Genomic DNA, 15,884 nt, shown 5'->3' with positions numbered 1-15,884 from the left:
GGCCGTCCGGGTCATCCTGGAATTGCCGCCGAAGTTTGGCGGCCCATCGATAGGAGACCGCCGATGACCCGCCGGCACGCCGATCCGCAGCAGCGGTCGGGCGACGGCGCCGCCTTCACCGTGCGCGCGCCGCTCTGGTTGCGGGTGCTGTTCAGCCGCAACCCGCTGATCCGCGTCAGCGATCGACTCGAAGCGTTCGCTCTCGTGTTGACCGTCGCGGTGTCGCTGCTGGCAGCTCCCGCCGCCGGCGCCATCGGTACCGCGGTCTACGGCTCCCGCACCCAGTTCCATGCCGCGCAGGCGCAGGGTCGAACCGAGGTCACCGCGACCGTGCTCGATGTGCCCGCCCGCAGCGATCTCACCCAGGTGCACGCTAGGTGGTTCGCCGCCGGGGTGGAACACACCGGCAAGGTCCACGCGCGCACGGCACCGAAACCGGGCGAGACCGTCGAGATCTCGGTGAATCGGGACGGCTCCTACGCCGGCGCGCCGCAGATGTCCGCCGCGCGCGAAGCGGTGTTCGCGGCGCTGGCGGTCTGGCTGAACGTGACGGTTGCGGCCGGACTGATCTTCATCGGAGTCCGCAAGCTGCTGCGCCGGTCCCGCTACGACAGCTGGCGACCGGAGCTGGCCGATGTGACCGGCGAGGGCCGCGGCCACATCAGTCGACCCTGACAACACCGAAAGGACACCGAATGACTCTTGCCGATGCTCAACGCGTATGGATCTCCAAGCGCGGCTATGACCGGTTACAGCGGGAACTCGCCGCGCTTCGCGAGTCAGGTCGCACCGCAGCTCTCGACGGCGACGCCGAGGCGCAGGCCGACGAACTGCAACGGCAGCTGCGCATCCAGCAGATCCACGATCTGCTGACCGACGTCACGGTGGGGCAGGATCCCCCGGACGACGGGATCGCCGAACCCGGCATGGTGCTGACCGTCCGCTTCGACGACACCGGTGCGGTCGAGACGTTCCTGCTGGGCGTGCGCAGTGCCGAACACGGTGACATCGAGGTCTACTCCAACCAGGCCCCGTTGGGCGCCGCGCTGGAAGGCGCGCGACCTGGTGAGCGCCGGGCGTATCGCCTGCCCAACGGCGCCGCGGTGACGGTCACGCTGCTCAACGCGGTGCCCTACGGCATCCACACCGCCGGCACCGCGTCCCGCTGAGACGAAAAAGGCCCGGTCCCTGTTGCCAGGGACCGGGCTCTTTTCGTACCCGGACTTAGAAGTCCATACCGCCCATGCCGCCGGTCGGGTCGCCCGCCGGAGCGGCCGCCTTCTCCGGCTTGTCGGCGACGACCGCCTCGGTGGTCAGGAACAGGCCCGCGATGGACGCCGCGTTCTGCAGCGCCGAACGGGTCACCTTGACCGGGTCGGCAACGCCGGCCTTGAGCAGGTCCTCGTACTCACCGGTGGCGGCGTTCAGGCCGGTGCCGGCGGGCGAGTTGCGCACCTTCTCGGCCACCACGCCGGGCTCCAGCCCGGAGTTGAAGGCGATCTGCTTGAGCGGCGCCTCGAGCGCGACGCGCACGATGTTGGCACCGGTCGCCTCGTCACCCTTGAGGTCCAGCTCGGCCAGCGCGGGCGCCGACTGCAGCAGGGCCACGCCACCACCGGCGACAATGCCCTCCTCGACGGCCGCCTTGGCGTTGCGGACGGCGTCCTCGATGCGGTGCTTGCGCTCCTTGAGCTCCACCTCGGTGGCAGCCCCGGCCTTGATCACCGCAACACCGCCGGCCAGCTTGGCCAGGCGCTCCTGCAGCTTCTCGCGGTCGTAGTCGGAGTCGCTGTTCTCGATCTCGGCGCGGATCTGGGCCACTCGGCCGGCGATGGCGTCGGAGTCACCGGCGCCCTCGACGATGGTGGTCTCGTCCTTGGTGATGACGACCTTGCGGGCCTTGCCGAGCAGCGCGATGTCGGCGTTCTCCAACGAGAGCCCGACCTCTTCGCTGATGACCTGACCACCGGTGAGGATGGCCATGTCCTGCAGCATCGCCTTGCGGCGGTCACCGAAGCCCGGAGCCTTGACGGCGACGGACTTGAAGGTGCCGCGGATCTTGTTGACGACCAGGGTGCTCAGCGCCTCGCCCTCGACGTCCTCGGCGATGATCAGCAGCGGCTTGCCACCTTGAATGACCTTCTCCAGCAGGGGCAGCAGGTCCTTGACGGTCGAGACCTTGGAGCTGACCAGCAGGATGTAGGGGTCCTCCAGGACGGCTTCCTGACGCTCGGCGTCGGTGACGAAGTAGCCCGAGATGTAACCCTTGTCGAACCGCATGCCCTCGGTGAGCTCGAGCTGCAGGCCGAAGGTGTTGGACTCCTCGACGGTGATGACGCCCTCGTTGCCGACCTTGTCCATCGCCTCGGCGATCAGGTCGCCGATCGACTGGTCACCGGCGGAGATGCCAGCGGTGGCCGCGATCTGCTCCTTGGTCTCGACGTCCTTGGCCGAGTCGAGCAGGGTCTGGGTCACCTTCTCCACGGCCTTTTCGATGCCGCGCTTGAGACCCAGCGGGTTGGCGCCGGCGGCCACGTTGCGCAGGCCCTCCTTGACCAGGGCCTGGGCCAGCACGGTGGCTGTGGTGGTGCCGTCACCGGCGACATCGTCGGTCTTCTTGGCGACTTCCTTGACCAGCTCGGCGCCGATCTTCTCGTACGGGTCCTCCAGCTCGATCTCCTTGGCGATGGAAACCCCATCGTTGGTGATCGTGGGAGCGCCCCACTTCTTCTCCAGGACGACGTTGCGACCCTTGGGGCCCAACGTCACCTTTACCGCGTCGGCGAGGCTGTTCAGGCCCCGCTCGAGGCCGCGACGGGCCTCTTCGTCGTACGCAATTGTCTTGGCCATTGCGAAGTTATTCCTCCGGATTGGGGATGAAACGGGCGCTATCGGGTGACGGCAGTCCCGTTACTTACGCTGGCCGGGCGCAGTGCCCGCGACGGACGACCGAATGGCCTCACCGTCCCGACCTAGCACTCGCCGGTCGCGAGTGCCAACGTCATTTTTAGCACTCGCCTATGCCGAGTGCAAGAAGGCCCCGGCCCAGTTGGGTATGTTCGGGCCATGGCCTCCAACGGCGACGGTGACCGCACCTGGGCAGCCGGCGACATCCCGGATCAGAGCGGGCGCACCATCGTCATCACCGGCGCCAATACCGGGCTGGGCTACCACACCGCCGAAGCCCTGGCCTTCCGCGGCGCGCACGTGGTGCTGGCGGTGCGCAACCTGGCGAAGGGCAACGCGGCACTGGCCCGCATCGCCGCCGCGGCGGGCCGCGAAGACCGCCCGGCCGACGTCACGCTGACCGAGCTGGACCTCAGTTCGCTGGATTCAGTCCGCCGCTGTGCGGACCGGCTGCGCGACAGCTACCCCCGCATCGACCTGCTGATCAACAACGCCGGGGTGATGTGGACGCCCAGGCAACTCACCGCGGACGGCTTCGAGCTGCAGTTCGGCACCAACCATCTGGGGCATTTCGCATTCACCGGCCTGCTGCTGGAGCACCTGCTGCCGGTGCGAGGTTCCCGGGTGGTGACCGTCAGCAGCCTCGGTCACCGGCTGCGCGCAGCCATCCACTTCGACGATCTGCAGTGGGAACGCGGCTACAGCCGCGTCGGCGCCTACGGACAGTCCAAGCTGGCCAACCTGTTGTTCACCTACGCATTGCAGCGCCGGCTGGCAGCGGCGGCCGCACCCACCATCGCCGTCGCCGCGCACCCGGGTGGCTCCAGCACCGAGCTGGCCCGCAACGTGCCGTGGTACCTGCAGCCACTGCTGGTGCTCGGACCGGTGTTGTTCCAGAGCGCCGAGGCCGGGGCCCTGCCGACGCTGCGCGCGGCGACCGACCCCGCGGTGCAGGGCGGCCAGTACTACGGGCCGGACGGCTTCGCCGAGCAGCGCGGAAATCCCACCGTGGTTCAGTCCAGCGCCCAGTCGCACGACGTCGAGCTGCAACGCCGGCTCTGGGACATCTCCGAACAGCTCACCGGGGTTCGGTTCCCCGTCTGACATGCGCTCGGTCACCGAACATCAGCGGATCGTCGCGGACCTGATCCGGCCGCGCCCGGCGGTCGCAGTGTCGCTGCGCGACGCCCTGGGCCTGACGCTGGCCGAGGATGTGGTCGCGCCGCTGTCACTGCCGGTGTTCGATAACTCCGCGATGGACGGCTACGCGGTGTGGGCGCAGGACACCGTGGCCGCCACCCCCGACCAGCCGGTGCAGTTGCCCGTCGCCGAGGACATTCCGGCCGGGCGCACCGACCCGCTCGAACTGCGAGCGGGCACCGCCCACCGGATCATGACCGGCGCGCCGCTGCCGGCGGGTGCGACGGGCATCGTGCCGGTGGAAGACACCGACGGCGGCGTCGAGACGGTGCGGATCCGCCGGCCCGCCGGCCCCGGCCGCCACATCCGCCGCGCCGGTGAGGACGTCGCCGCCGGAACCACCGTGTTGTCCGCCGGCCGAGTGGTGACCCCGGCCGCGCTGGGCCTGGTGGCGGCGTTGGGACTGGCCGAGTTGGCGGTGCTACCGCGACAGCGGGTGCTGGTGATCTCCACCGGCTCGGAGTTGGCGCCGCCGGGCGCTGCGCTGCTGCCCGGGCAGATCTACGAGTCCAACGCGGTCATGCTGGCCGCCGCCGTCCGGGAGGCGGGCGCCGAGGTGGTGGCCACCGCGACCGCCGGCGACGACGTCGCCCAGTTCAACGCGGTGCTGGACAGTCACGCCGCCGCCGCCGACCTGATCGTCACCAGCGGCGGGGTCAGTGCCGGCGCCTATGAGGTGGTCAAGGACGCCTTCGGTGGCGATCGAGGCGTGCAGTTCGTCAAGGTCGCGATGCAGCCGGGCATGCCGCAGGGCGTCGGACGGGTGGGCGGCACCCCGATCGTCACCCTGCCCGGCAACCCGGTCAGTGCGCTGGTGTCCTTCGAGGTGTTCATCCGGCCGGCGCTGCGCACCGCCATGGGGCTACCGGATCCGCGCCGCCCACTGCGCGCGGCGGTGCTGACCGAGACGGTGTCCTCACCGCGGGGCAAACGCCAGTTCCGCCGGGCGGTGCTGGACGCTGAGACCGGGCAGGTCACCAGTTACGGCCCGCCGGCTTCGCACCACCTGCGCTGGCTGGCCACCGCGAACGGGCTGCTCGACATCCCCGAAGATGTTGTGGAGGTGCCGGCCGGCACCCGGTTGCAGGTGTGGGATCTGCGCTAGGCGGTCGAACCGGCCGGATCCCGGTGAAATTCGTCGGCGACCTTGAACGCGGTGGTGCCGCCGATGGCCACCGCGGCCACCGCGAGCACCACCGGGATGGTGAGCAGCGCCGCGGACAGCCCGAACCACTCGGCGAGGTGGCCGATCAGCGGCGGACCGAGCAGGTTGCCCAGCCAGCCGGTCGCGGCCACCAGGGCGATCGCCGAGCCGCCCTGGCCGGCGGAGTAGGCGGCGCTCAACGCCGTCGGCACCAACAGCGCCACCCCGGCGCCCACACAGGCGAAGCCGATCACGCTGACCGCGACACTGGCGGACGCGAGCGTCACGCACATGGCGACCGCGGCGAACAGGGCCAGCGCCGGCAGCAGCCGACGTGCCGGCAATCGCGCGTGCAACCGCATCGCGCCGAGCCGCATCGCCACCATCGCCGACGTGTAGGCGGCGTAGCTCAGCGCCGCCACACCGGGACCGGCGCCGACCACGTCGTGCAGATAGTTGGCTGACCAGTCGGTGGCGGCGCCCTCGCACAGGAACGACGCAAAGGCCACCGCAGCCAGCAGCGCCACCGTCCGGGTCAGCCGAGCCCGACCCGGCTGCTTGCCGTCCTCGCAGGCGACCACGGCCTCGTCCGGGAACAGGCGGCGGGTGAACGGGCCCACGGCGACCAGCACCACCGCCCCGAGCACCGTCAGCTGCAGGCCCAGGCCGACCCCGATGCTGACACAGCCGGCGCCGATCAGCGCGCCCAGCAGGGCGCCGACACTCCACATGCCGTGGAAGCGGGCCATGATCGGCGCGCGGGCCAGCCGCTCCACCGTGCCGGCCTGGGTGTTCATCGCGACGTCCAGGCCACCCTGGAACATCCCCCACAGCGCGAGTGTGCCGAACAGCCACAGCCCGGAGGTGGCCAGCCCGACCGTCATTCCGGCCAGCGCGTAGCCCACCACCATGACCGGCACCAGCCGGTGACTGCCCCAGCGCGGCAACGCCCAATGGCTGAACACCGTCGCCGCGACCGACCCCAGCGGCGCACCGAACAGCGCGGTGCCCAACGCGGCGTCAGACAGCCCCAGGTCCGCCTTGACCTGCGGGATGTGCGCCGCCCACGACGAAAACAACACAGCGTGCAAGATGAACACTGCGGTGACACTCAGCTTCGCGCGGCGCAGGCGGGCCGCGCGCGCGTCATCGGTGGAAATCAGAGTGGGCCCTCAGGGACGGGTGCGAATTCCAAACGTTCTCCTGCCCGTTCCCCTTCCGGGCCGGAACGAACCACGACGGCCGCACCCGCTTACGTAAGATGACCCGCGTGGCAAAACGCCCTGGCTCCGCCGACGGTCCTGCACACCTGCTCGAATTGGTGCGCTCCACCATTCCCCCGATACACCCGGCCGGCCTGCCGTTCGTCGCGACCGGCCTCGCCGTGGCGGCCGGCGGTTACCGTTACCGCTGGCTGCGCCGGACCGGCCTGCTCGCGGCCGGCGCCTGCGCGGGATTCTTCCGCCACCCCGCCCGGGTACCTCCCGGCCGGGACGGCGTCGTGGTCGCGCCGGCCGACGGCACGGTCGCCCTGGTCGATTCCGCCGCCCCGCCCGCCGAGCTCAGCCTGGGCGACGCCCCGCGGCCACGCGTCAGCATCTTCCTGTCGATTCTGGATGTGCACGTGCAACGGGCGCCGGTGAGCGGGAAGGTGATCGCGGTGCAGCACCGCCCCGGGCAGTTCCTGTCCGCCGATCTGCCCGAGGCCAGCGCCGCCAACGAACGCACCAGCGTGCTGCTCCACACCGCAGCGGACGCCGAAGTGGTGGTCGTGCAGATCGCCGGGCTGGTCGCCCGTCGCATCGTGTGCAACGCCCACGTCGGCGACCACCTGACGATCGGCGAGACCTACGGTCTGATCCGGTTCGGCTCGCGGCTGGACACCTACCTGCCGCCAGGCGTCGAACCACTGGTCAAGGTCGGCCAGCGGGCCGTGGGCGGCGAGACCGTGCTGGCTGAGCTGTCATGATCGACAAGCCTCGCATCCGGCGAACGGTGGATCTGCACCTGCTGCCCAGCGCCATGACCGTGCTGTCCATCTGCGCCGGCCTGACCTCCATCAAGTTCGCGCTCGACGACAAGCCGATACCGGCGATGGCGCTGATCGCCGTCGCCGCCATCCTCGACGCCCTGGACGGCCGGGTGGCGCGCATCCTCAACGCCCAGTCGCGGATGGGCGCCGAGATCGATTCGCTGGCCGACGCGGTCAACTTCGGGGTGGCACCGGCGCTGGTGGTTTACGTGACGCTGCTGGAGAAGTCGCCGATCGGCTGGATGGTGGTGCTGCTGTACGCGGTGTGCGTGGTCTTGCGGTTGGCCCGGTACAACGCGCAGGCCGACGACGGCAGCCTGCCGCCGTACGCGAAGGAGTTCTTCGTCGGCATGCCCGCGCCGGCCGGTGCAGTGTCCATGATCGGCACCATCGGCCTCAAACTGCAGTTCGGGCACGACGGCTGGTGGTCCAACCAGTGGGTGCTGGCCGCCTGGATCACCGGGACGTCGCTGCTGATGGTCAGCGCCATCCCGATGAAGAAGGTCCACACCTTCGCGGTACCGCCGAACCTGGCGGTGCTGTTGCTGGCCGTGGTGGCGATCGTGGCGGCGGCCGCGGTGGTGGTGCCCTACATCCTGATCTGGGTGATCATCATCTCCTACGTGTGCCATATCCCGTTCGCGGTGCGCAGCAAGCGCTGGTTGGCCAAACACCCTGAGGTGTGGGACGACAAGCCCAAGCAGTGGCGGGCGGCGCAGCGCGCGACCCGTCGGGCGGCGCCGCACCGCCGCTCGATGGCACGGCTCGGGTTGCGCAAGCCGGGCCGGTAACGTGACCCGCCCCGACCAGCTCGCCCTCACCGCGCGGCTGAATACGTCCGCGGTCGACTCACGGCGCGGGGTGGTGCGGCTGCATCCCAGTGCCATCGCGGCGTTGGGCATCCGGGAATGGGACGCGGTGTCGCTGACCGGCTCACGCACCACCGCGGCCGTCGTGGGCATGGCCGCCGGCGACATCCCCGTCGGCATCGCGCTGCTCGACGACGTCACGCTGTCCAACGCCGGACTGCGGGAAGGCATCGAGGTGATCCTGCGTGCGGTCACCGTCTACGGGGCCCGGACGGTCACCCTCAGCGGCTCGACGCTGGCGGCCCAATCGCTGTCGTCGGCGACGCTGCGCCAGGCGCTGCTGGGCAAGGTGATGATGGTCGGCGACGCGGTCTCGTTGCTGCCCCGCGACCTGGGCCCGGGCACCTCGACCTCGGCGGCCACCCGGGCGCTGGCCTCCTCGGTCGGGATCAGCTGGACCTCGGAGTTGTTGACCGTCACCGGTGTGGATCCGGACGGGCCGGTCAGCGTGCAACCGAACACGCTGGTCACCTGGGGAACGCTGGTCGCGCAGCGGCCGGCCGCGTCGGAGACGGCCGAGGTGGTCAGCCCGCAGATCCAGGTCGAAGAACTCAAGGGCGCGGGACCGCAGGCCGCCAAGCTGACCGAATGGCTCAAGCTCGCCCTGGACGAGCCGCACCTGCTCAAGACCCTGGGCGCCGACACCAACCTGGGTGTGCTGGTGTCCGGACCGGCCGGGGTCGGCAAGGTGACGCTGGTGCGTGCGGTGTGCGCCGGACGGCGGCTGGTGCAGGTGGACGGTCCCGAAGTGGGCGCCCTGGCCGCCGAGGACCGGCTCAAGTCGGTGACCGCGGCCGTGACCGCGGCGACGAGCAGCGGCGGGGTGCTGCTGATCACCGACGTCGACGCCCTGTTGCCGCAGACCCCCGAGCCGGTGGCGTCGCTGGTACTGGCCGAGTTGCGCACCGCGGTGGCCACCGACGGCGTCGCGTTGATCGCCACCACCGCGCGGCCCGACCAGATCGACTCGCGGTTGCGGTCGCCGGAGTTGTGCGACCGCGAGCTGAGCCTGCCGCTGCCCGACGCGGCGACTCGCCGGGCACTGCTTGACGCGCTACTCAGAGAAGTCCCGGCCGGTGCTCTCGATTTGGACGAAATCGCAAGCCGGACACCGGGATTCGTGGTGGCCGACCTGGCCGCGTTGATCCGGGAAGCCGCGCTGCGGGCCGCCTCGCGGGCCAGCGCCGACGGGCGTCCGCCGCAGCTGAGCCAGGCGGACCTGCTGGGGGCGCTGACCGTCATCCGCCCGTTGTCCCGGTCGGCCGGGGAAGAGGTCAGCGTCGGGAACGTCACGCTGGCCGACGTCGGCGACATGGCCGAAGCCAAACAGGCGCTGACCGAATCGGTGCTGTGGCCGCTGCAGCACCCGGACACCTTCTCCCGGTTGGGGGTGGACCCGCCCCGCGGGGTGCTGCTCTACGGCCCGCCCGGTTGCGGCAAGACGTTCGTGGTGCGCGCGCTGGCCAGCACCGGCCAGCTCAGCGTGCACGCCGTCAAGGGCTCCGAGCTGATGGACAAGTGGGTGGGTTCGTCGGAGAAGGCGGTCCGCGAGTTGTTCCGCCGGGCCCGCGATTCCGCGCCGTCGCTGGTGTTCCTCGATGAGGTGGATGCACTGGCGCCGCGCCGCGGCCAGAGCTTCGACTCCGGCGTGACCGACCGGGTGGTGGCCGCGCTGCTGACCGAGCTGGACGGGATCGACCCGCTGCGCGACGTCGTGGTGCTGGGTGCGACCAACCGGCCCGACCTGATCGACCCGGCCCTGCTGCGGCCGGGCCGGCTGGAACGGCTGGTGTTCGTCGAGCCGCCCGACGCCGACGCCCGGCGCGAGATCCTGCGCACCGCCGGCAAGTCGATCCCGCTGAGTTCCGACGTCGACCTGGACGCGGTGGCCGCCGATTTGTCCGGGTACAGCGCCGCGGACTGCGTCGCGCTGCTGCGCGAGGCCGCGCTGGCTGCGATGCGGCGCTCCATCGACGCCGCCGACGTCACCGCCGCCGACCTGGCCACCGCCCGCGGTAAGGTGCGCCCCTCGCTGGACCCGCTACAGGTGGAGTCGCTGCGCGCCTTCGCCAAGGCCGTCTAGCCGCGTTTGCCCGACCCCGCACCGGGTATCGCTGCCCGGTGGGGCGGGGGTAATCAGCGGTGACGACGGCGATCTCGGAGGTCAGTGCGGCCAGGCGCTGGTCGATGCTGACGGTCTCCCAGCTGGCGACGCTGTCGGCCAACGTGTTCATCAACGGGGTCGCCTTTCTGATCCCCACCCTGGGCAATCGGGGCGTGAGCCTGGTGCAGGCGGCCCTGCTGGCGTCGATGCCCAGCGTCGGCATGATGTTGACCCTGATCCCGTGGGGCCACCTACTGGACCGCGTCGGCGAGCGGATCGTGCTGTCGGCGGGCCTGGGGCTCACCGCGGCGGCCGGCTTCGCCGCGGCGTCGGTGCATTCGATGCTGCTGGTCGGCACGTTTCTGGTGCTCGGCGGCATGGCCGCGGCCAGTTGCATCACGGCCAGCGGCCGGCTGGTCACCGGCTGGTTCCCCGAGCATCGGCGGGCGCTGGCCATGGGGATACGGCAGACCGCGCAACCGCTGGGAATCGCGGTGGCCGCACTGGTCATTCCCGAACTCGGTAGACGCCACATGTCGGCGGCGCTGTTGTTCCCCGCGGGTCTGTGTGCACTGGCCGCGGTGGCCAGCGCGTTGGCCGTGCGCGACCCGCCGCGCGAACACAGATCGCACGTACCGATGCGCGAGTTGGCCGACCTGTACCGGGGAACCTCGTTGTGGCGCATACACTTTGCCTCCGCGCTGTTGATGGTGCCGCAGCCGGTGGTGCTGACCTTCATGCTGGTCTGGTTTCTCCAGGAGCACCACCTGTCGATGGCGTGGGCCGGTGTGCTGGTCGGCGCTTCGCAACTGCTGGGCGCGGCGGTGCGCATCGCTGCCGGACGGTGGGCGGATGCCATCGGGTCGCGGATGCGGCCGGTCCGGTGGATCGCCGTGGTCACTGCCGCGGTGATGATGCTGCTCGCGCTGGCCGATCAGCTGAACTGGCCGGTATCGGTGGGCCTGATGGTCGTCGCGTCGGCGATCACCGGCGACAACGGTCTGCCGTTCACCAAGATCCCGGAGATAGCCGGGCCGTTCTGGAGCGGGTGGGCGTTGGGGAAGCAGAACACCTTCGAGCGGTTGGTGGTCGCCGTTGCGCCCCCGGTGTTCGCCCAGCTGATTGTGGTGGCCGGGTATCCGCTGGCCTTCGCGGTGTCGAGTGTCTTTCCGCTGGCAGCGTTGCCGCTGGTGCCGGTCACCGACCCCGCGGATTCCGACGGCGACTACTCGGAGAGCTGAAACTCGATCACCGCGGTCACCGAGTCCACCGCTTCGAGCAGGGCGGCCAGCCGGTCGGCCGCCGACGGCGCCGCGAGCACCGCATACCGATCGGCCGGACCCATCGGGACGCGAGTTGCCAAGGCGTACAACAGCTTTGCGTTGTCTCTGGGCTCTGCACCCGGATAGTCGAACAGCTCGGCGCGGTCCGGTAGCTGCACTCCCTGCACCGCGGCGATCCGCTCGAACAATGCCAGCACCCGGTCCTCGACGTCGCGGAACAGTGCCGCCGTCACCGGCGGCCCCGATTCGTCGGGCCAAATCTCTACGCGCGCACGGGGATACGGATCGTCCGGCAGCCATTCGCGCACCCGGATCCGGTCGCCGATCCGGCACCGCAACACATAGCGGCCCGAGTCGGCAGCGGCGTAATCGGTGATGGTGGCCACCACCCCGATGTCGCTGCGCGCATCGCCGCCACCGACCTCGCGCCCGCGCGAAATCAGCACCACCCCGAAGCGGGGATTCTGGCTGCCCATGCAGTCCTGCACCAGCGCGGTATAGCGGGGCTCGAAGATACGCAGCGGCAGGATCTCTCCGGGCAGCAGCGCCGATTCAAGCGGAAACATGGGCATTACCACCGGTTCACGATTCATCGCGCCTCACCCCCGGTTCAGCATAGCCACGCAGCAGCGACCGGGCGGCTGCCGCGACATCGGCCGCCAGCCACTCGGGCAGCGGATCGTCGTAGGCGTGGCGGCGCACCACCGCGTAGGGCAGGTCGACCACGGCGCGATTGACCGCGTCCACGGCGCGCGCCGCACCGCTCCCGTAGAGTCCGATCGCCAACTCGCGCACCCGCACGGCCAGCGGCGCGTTCATCGCGGCGAGGGTGTGCTGAAACTCCGCACCCGGCCGGCCGTCGACCAGGTCACCGGGCCGGACCGTCAGCAGCAACCGGGCGTCGTCGGGCAGGTCGCGGGCGAAGTCGATCGCAGCGGCCGCCATTGCCACGGCCGTCCCCTCCGGGGTCGGCGCCGTCGCCGCCATCGCGCGCGTCTGGAAGCGCTGCAGTGCGCGCAACCAGGCCGCGATCACCACCCCGTCGCGGTTGCCGAACCGGTGGTAGAGGGTGCCGGCCGGGGCGCCGCTGGCTTTGGCGATCGCCGCGACGCTCGCCGCCCGCGGTCCGTGCCCCAGAATCAGGGACCGCGTGGCATCGAGAATGACGTCGGTCTCATGCTTCCGTGGCGGCGCCATGATTTAGTACAGTCCTTCTATATGAAACGATTACCCTATATTGATGAGTATGGTATCCCGGTGCGGGCCTCGGCCGCTGACACCTGGTCGGCGCTGCTGCGCACCATGTGCCGCGATCCCCTCGACCCGACCACGGTTCCGGTCGGTTTCCAGTTGGACGAGGCGACGCCCCCGCAGCGGCTGGCACTCAAGGGCCGCCATCCGTTCGCCATCTATCGGCTGGTGTTCGAGCTCGATCCGGACGGAGACGCAGTCCGGTTGCGGGCACTGACGTTTGCGGAGTTTCCCGGCCTGCGCGGCAAGGTGTACCGCGCACTGGTCATCGGTTCCGGCGGCCACCGCGTCGCGGTGCGCCGGATGCTGCACCGGGTGGCCGCGGCCGTCGACCGGGATCGGGTGCGCGCCTAGATGTCCAACTCGGCCACCAGCGCGTCGACCACTGCGCGCAGGTCGCCGTCGTGCTCCTCGGCCACCCGCCGCTGTCGCTGGTAGGACGCGCCCAGGCGGGGGATGTCGGCGACGGCGGCCAACTCGTCGGCGCACCGCAACGACTTGGCGATCGGCTCCAGCCGGGTCAGCACCTCGTCGAGATCCTCGGTGACCAGCCGCTCGTTGCTGTCGGCGTCCAGGATGATCACTGCGTCGAGCCCGTAGCGGGCGGCCCGCCACTTGTTCTCCTGCACGTGCCAGGGCGGCATGGTCGGCAACGGCTCGTCGGCTTCCAGCCGGCGGTCCAGATCCACGATCAGGCAGTGCGTCAACGCCACCAGCGCACCCAACTCACGCAGGTTGGAGACACCGTCGCAGATGCGCACCTCGATGGTGCCCAGGTGCGGGGAAGGCCGGACGTCCCAACGGACCTCGTCGACGTGATCGATGATCCCGGTCTTCTTCTGGTCGTAGACGAAGCCCTCGAATTCCGACCACGCCTGAAATTGAAACGGCAGACCGGCCGTCGGCAACTGCTGGAACATCATCGAGCGATTGCTCGCATATCCGGTGTCCACGCCACCCCACCACGGCGACGACGCCGACAATGCCAGCAGGTGCGGATACTGGTTGAGCAGCGAGGAGATGATCGGCATCACCTTGTACGCCGACGAGATCCCGACGTGCACATGCACACCCCAGATCAACATCTGGCGGCCCCACCACTGGGTGCGCTTGATCAGCTCCGCGTAACGCGGTGCGTCGGTGAGCTTCTGACTGGACCACTGGGCGAACGGGTGGGTGCCGGCGCAGAACAGCTCCATGCCGCGGTCGCGGACGATGCGCCGGGCCGGGCCCAGCGTGTCGCGCAGGTCGTGCATGGCCTCGGCGGCGTTCTCGCAGATGCCGCTGACGACTTCGACGGTGTTGCGCAGCAATTCCTTGTGCACGCGCGGGTTTTCGCCGATCTCGGCGATCACCGCGGTGGCCTCGTTGCTCAGATCGCGGGTCTGCGCATCGACCAGCGCGAACTCCCATTCGACGCCGACCGTCGGACGGGGCGAACGAGCGAAATCGATGCGGTTGCGCGCCCGGCTTCCCTTACCCGGACCCGATGACACCGCACGCCACCCGCTTGCCGGCGTCACCGGTAGTCATCGTCGTCTCGTCGGGACCGGGTGCCCCGTTGACCTGGTAGCGATTCGGGATGTTCATGAAGTTGTCCGGGCCCTCGTGGATGATGATCGACGTCTTCGCACCGCCGACCAGGTCGTCCATGGTGAAGCCGTCGGTCGTGGTCACCAGCAGCGCCGCCCCGTCCTTACGCACCTGCAGCGAGGTCAGGTCTCCGCTGGAATGGCCGGTGGCGCCCGGCACCTTGAGGTGCCCACCGGCGGAGGCGAAATCGCCCTCACATTTGCCGACGCTGTGGACGTGCACGCCGTGGAATCCCGGCGCGAGCCCGCTGCTGCTGGTGGCCGTGATCGTCACGGTCGCATAGCCGTTGGCGAAATCGAACTTCGCCGTCGCGACCTCCTGGCCGGACGACCCCTTGAGCACAGTGGTGATGGTCTGCCCGGACGGCGGCGCCTCCTGGGTGCTGGGCGCGGGCTCGGCGTGGCCGGAGGTCGACGGCGCCGGGGTGCCGGTCCAGACCGTCGGCGGGGTACCGGTCGTGGTCGCCGCTTGCTGCGGCGACGAGCACGCACCTACGACCGCGACGCACGCGGCCGCGACCAGAGCGGACTTGGCGGCAGCTGCGGACGTGCGACCTGCGGGACGGACAACGGGACCGGCGGGCTTTGACATAGCCGTGAGCCTATCTTGACGACCCGTCGAACCGGGCCTCAACCCGTCACTAAAACGATGACGCCGGGGGGCTGGTCGGCGAGTGCGGCGATGCGCTTCTCCACCGGGGCGTTCAGCTTGGTCCCGACCGCTTCGGCGGTGGCCTTCTCGCTGTCTTCGCCGTAGTACACCGTGGTCGCCGTCACATCGGCGACCGCGAGGTTGGTCACCTCGGTCACCTTGAAGCCGGCCGCTTTGAGATCGTCGGCGGCAGTCTTGGCGATGCCCTCCCGCGAGGAGATGTTGTACACCCGCACCTCGGCCTGGTTGGCCGCCGGTTTGGCACTGGTCGAGGTCGGCGCCGACGTGCTGGACATCGTGGTGACCGCCGACGACGACTCCTCGTCGGCCTTGCCGGCCGAACCCAGGGCCTGCCAGCCGAGCAACAGGAAAATCACGCCCAGGAAGAGCAGCACCATCACCATGGCCCGCAGCGGAAGCCCCGTCGAGTCGGGTACGCGCTCGTTCATCGAAGCCACTGTAACCAGCGCACGGCCAGAACCCGCAAAGGGCGCGGACCGGTCAGGTGACCTCGAAGCCCAGCCGCCGCGCGGCGCGGGCCTTCTGACGACTGGCCCGCAGCCGCCGCAACCGCTTCACCAACATCGGGTCGGCGGCCAGCGCTTCGGGCCGGTCGACCAGCGCGTTGAGCACCTGGTAGTAGCGCGTCGCCGACATCGAGAACAGCTCCTTGATGGCGTCTTCCTTGACGCCGGCGAATTTCCACCACTGCCGTTCGAAAGCCAAGATGTCATGCTCGCGCCGGGTCAGCCCGTCTGCGATCTCCGAGTCGTCGTCCGCTCGATGTGCCCGCGCCATGGCGCTGTCCATATTGCTTCCCCTGGACCCTTTCGGCGAATGCTGGGCAATG

At 69.9% G+C, this 15,884-nt stretch carries 17 protein-coding genes; 9 read left to right on the top strand and 8 right to left on the bottom strand.

Annotated elements, in window-relative coordinates:
* The first annotated feature begins 63 nt into the window (after positions 1-63).
* Positions 64-675, top strand: coding sequence for an Rv1733c family protein (locus AC5Y5Z_RS02925; protein ID WP_499923262.1), 612 nt, complete (start codon positions 64-66; stop codon positions 673-675).
* A gap of 20 nt (positions 676-695) precedes the next feature.
* A complete protein-coding gene (locus AC5Y5Z_RS02920) occupies positions 696-1,169 on the top strand; it encodes a GreA/GreB family elongation factor (RefSeq protein WP_463825594.1) in 474 nt (157 codons plus the stop codon).
* A 55-nt stretch (positions 1,170-1,224) separates the two neighbouring features.
* On the opposite strand, the gene groL is transcribed toward AC5Y5Z_RS02920, so the two are convergent.
* A complete protein-coding gene (gene groL, locus AC5Y5Z_RS02915; RefSeq protein ID WP_463825593.1) occupies positions 1,225-2,850 on the bottom strand; it encodes a chaperonin GroEL in 1,626 nt (541 codons plus the stop codon).
* Positions 2,851-3,066: 216 nt separating this feature from the next.
* Here groL and AC5Y5Z_RS02910 point away from each other — a divergent pair, with 216 nt between their 5' ends.
* Positions 3,067-4,011 carry an SDR family NAD(P)-dependent oxidoreductase gene (locus AC5Y5Z_RS02910; protein ID WP_463825592.1) on the top strand — a complete coding sequence of 315 codons (945 nt, stop codon included), beginning with the start codon at positions 3,067-3,069 and terminating at the stop codon, positions 4,009-4,011.
* Between the two features lies 1 nt (position 4,012).
* Positions 4,013-5,212, top strand: coding sequence for a molybdopterin molybdotransferase MoeA (gene moeA, locus AC5Y5Z_RS02905; RefSeq protein ID WP_499923260.1), 1,200 nt, complete (start codon positions 4,013-4,015; stop codon positions 5,210-5,212).
* Here the strand turns inward: moeA and AC5Y5Z_RS02900 are convergent.
* Positions 5,209-6,381, bottom strand: coding sequence for an MFS transporter (locus tag AC5Y5Z_RS02900; protein WP_499923667.1), 1,173 nt, complete (start codon positions 6,379-6,381; stop codon positions 5,209-5,211). The genes moeA and AC5Y5Z_RS02900 overlap by 4 nt on opposite strands.
* Positions 6,382-6,521: 140 nt before the next feature.
* Between AC5Y5Z_RS02900 and AC5Y5Z_RS02895 the strand changes: the two genes are divergently transcribed.
* The 4 genes from AC5Y5Z_RS02895 to AC5Y5Z_RS02880 all read left to right on the top strand — a co-directional run bounded on the left by AC5Y5Z_RS02895 (position 6,522) and on the right by AC5Y5Z_RS02880 (position 11,497).
* On the top strand, positions 6,522-7,220 hold the full coding sequence (locus AC5Y5Z_RS02895; protein ID WP_463825590.1) for a phosphatidylserine decarboxylase: 699 nt from the start codon (positions 6,522-6,524) through the stop codon (positions 7,218-7,220).
* Positions 7,217-8,074: a CDP-diacylglycerol--serine O-phosphatidyltransferase gene (gene pssA / locus AC5Y5Z_RS02890; RefSeq protein ID WP_463825589.1), complete on the top strand. Its 858-nt coding sequence runs from the start codon at positions 7,217-7,219 to the stop codon at positions 8,072-8,074. Before AC5Y5Z_RS02895 ends, pssA begins: the two co-directional genes overlap by 4 nt.
* 1 nt (position 8,075) lies before the next feature.
* Positions 8,076-10,235: an AAA family ATPase gene (locus AC5Y5Z_RS02885; protein ID WP_463825588.1), complete on the top strand. Its 2,160-nt coding sequence runs from the start codon at positions 8,076-8,078 to the stop codon at positions 10,233-10,235.
* A 104-nt stretch (positions 10,236-10,339) separates the two neighbouring features.
* Entirely contained in the window at positions 10,340-11,497 is a 1,158-nt protein-coding gene (locus AC5Y5Z_RS02880) for an MFS transporter (RefSeq protein ID WP_499923666.1), read from the top strand.
* Here the strand turns inward: AC5Y5Z_RS02880 and AC5Y5Z_RS02875 are convergent.
* Positions 11,482-12,132 carry an LON peptidase substrate-binding domain-containing protein gene (locus tag AC5Y5Z_RS02875; protein WP_463825586.1) on the bottom strand — a complete coding sequence of 217 codons (651 nt, stop codon included), beginning with the start codon at positions 12,130-12,132 and terminating at the stop codon, positions 11,482-11,484. The genes AC5Y5Z_RS02880 and AC5Y5Z_RS02875 overlap by 16 nt on opposite strands.
* Entirely contained in the window at positions 12,122-12,736 is a 615-nt protein-coding gene (locus AC5Y5Z_RS02870) for a TetR/AcrR family transcriptional regulator (RefSeq protein WP_473139438.1), read from the bottom strand. The genes AC5Y5Z_RS02875 and AC5Y5Z_RS02870 overlap by 11 nt, the downstream gene beginning before the upstream one ends.
* 21 nt (positions 12,737-12,757) lie before the next feature.
* Here AC5Y5Z_RS02870 and AC5Y5Z_RS02865 point away from each other — a divergent pair, with 21 nt between their 5' ends.
* Positions 12,758-13,144: a hypothetical protein gene (locus AC5Y5Z_RS02865; RefSeq protein ID WP_473139439.1), complete on the top strand. Its 387-nt coding sequence runs from the start codon at positions 12,758-12,760 to the stop codon at positions 13,142-13,144.
* On the opposite strand, the gene AC5Y5Z_RS02860 is transcribed toward AC5Y5Z_RS02865, so the two are convergent.
* The 4 genes from AC5Y5Z_RS02860 to napA are packed head-to-tail and all read right to left on the bottom strand — an operon-like array spanning position 13,141 to position 15,844.
* Entirely contained in the window at positions 13,141-14,286 is a 1,146-nt protein-coding gene (locus AC5Y5Z_RS02860) for a glutamate--cysteine ligase (protein ID WP_473139440.1), read from the bottom strand. The genes AC5Y5Z_RS02865 and AC5Y5Z_RS02860 overlap by 4 nt on opposite strands.
* Positions 14,267-14,974 (bottom strand): superoxide dismutase[Cu-Zn], encoded by a 708-nt coding sequence (gene sodC / locus AC5Y5Z_RS02855; protein WP_473139441.1) that lies wholly within the window; start codon positions 14,972-14,974, stop codon positions 14,267-14,269. Before sodC ends, AC5Y5Z_RS02860 begins: the two co-directional genes overlap by 20 nt.
* Positions 14,975-15,012: 38 nt before the next feature.
* Positions 15,013-15,483 (bottom strand): LytR C-terminal domain-containing protein, encoded by a 471-nt coding sequence (locus tag AC5Y5Z_RS02850; RefSeq protein WP_473139442.1) that lies wholly within the window; start codon positions 15,481-15,483, stop codon positions 15,013-15,015.
* Between the two features lie 52 nt (positions 15,484-15,535).
* Positions 15,536-15,844 carry a nucleoid-associated protein NapA gene (napA, locus tag AC5Y5Z_RS02845; RefSeq protein ID WP_463825581.1) on the bottom strand — a complete coding sequence of 103 codons (309 nt, stop codon included), beginning with the start codon at positions 15,842-15,844 and terminating at the stop codon, positions 15,536-15,538.
* Between the last annotated feature and the right edge of the window lie 40 nt (positions 15,845-15,884).

The sequence above is a fragment of the Mycobacterium sp. NGS29 genome (genome assembly GCF_059812965.1).
This window is presented reverse-complemented; position numbering and strand designations above follow the sequence as displayed.

Bases quoted from the DNA above. Each gene is read 5' to 3' on its own strand.
- AC5Y5Z_RS02910 (WP_463825592.1), top strand. From the start codon at position 3,067: ATGGCCTCCAACGGCGACGGTGACCGCACCTGGGCAGCCGGCGACATC.
- groL (WP_463825593.1), bottom strand. From the start codon at position 2,850: ATGGCCAAGACAATTGCGTACGACGAAGAGGCCCGTCGCGGCCTCGAG.
- pssA (WP_463825589.1), top strand. From the start codon at position 7,217: ATGATCGACAAGCCTCGCATCCGGCGAACGGTGGATCTGCACCTGCTG.
- AC5Y5Z_RS02925 (WP_499923262.1), top strand. From the start codon at position 64: ATGACCCGCCGGCACGCCGATCCGCAGCAGCGGTCGGGCGACGGCGCC.
- AC5Y5Z_RS02865 (WP_473139439.1), top strand. From the start codon at position 12,758: ATGAAACGATTACCCTATATTGATGAGTATGGTATCCCGGTGCGGGCC.
- napA (WP_463825581.1), bottom strand. From the start codon at position 15,844: ATGGACAGCGCCATGGCGCGGGCACATCGAGCGGACGACGACTCGGAG.
- AC5Y5Z_RS02870 (WP_473139438.1), bottom strand. From the start codon at position 12,736: ATGGCGCCGCCACGGAAGCATGAGACCGACGTCATTCTCGATGCCACG.
- AC5Y5Z_RS02920 (WP_463825594.1), top strand. From the start codon at position 696: ATGACTCTTGCCGATGCTCAACGCGTATGGATCTCCAAGCGCGGCTAT.
- sodC (WP_473139441.1), bottom strand. From the start codon at position 14,974: ATGTCAAAGCCCGCCGGTCCCGTTGTCCGTCCCGCAGGTCGCACGTCC.
- AC5Y5Z_RS02875 (WP_463825586.1), bottom strand. From the start codon at position 12,132: ATGAATCGTGAACCGGTGGTAATGCCCATGTTTCCGCTTGAATCGGCG.
- moeA (WP_499923260.1), top strand. From the start codon at position 4,013: ATGCGCTCGGTCACCGAACATCAGCGGATCGTCGCGGACCTGATCCGG.
- AC5Y5Z_RS02880 (WP_499923666.1), top strand. From the start codon at position 10,340: ATGCTGACGGTCTCCCAGCTGGCGACGCTGTCGGCCAACGTGTTCATC.
- AC5Y5Z_RS02850 (WP_473139442.1), bottom strand. From the start codon at position 15,483: ATGAACGAGCGCGTACCCGACTCGACGGGGCTTCCGCTGCGGGCCATG.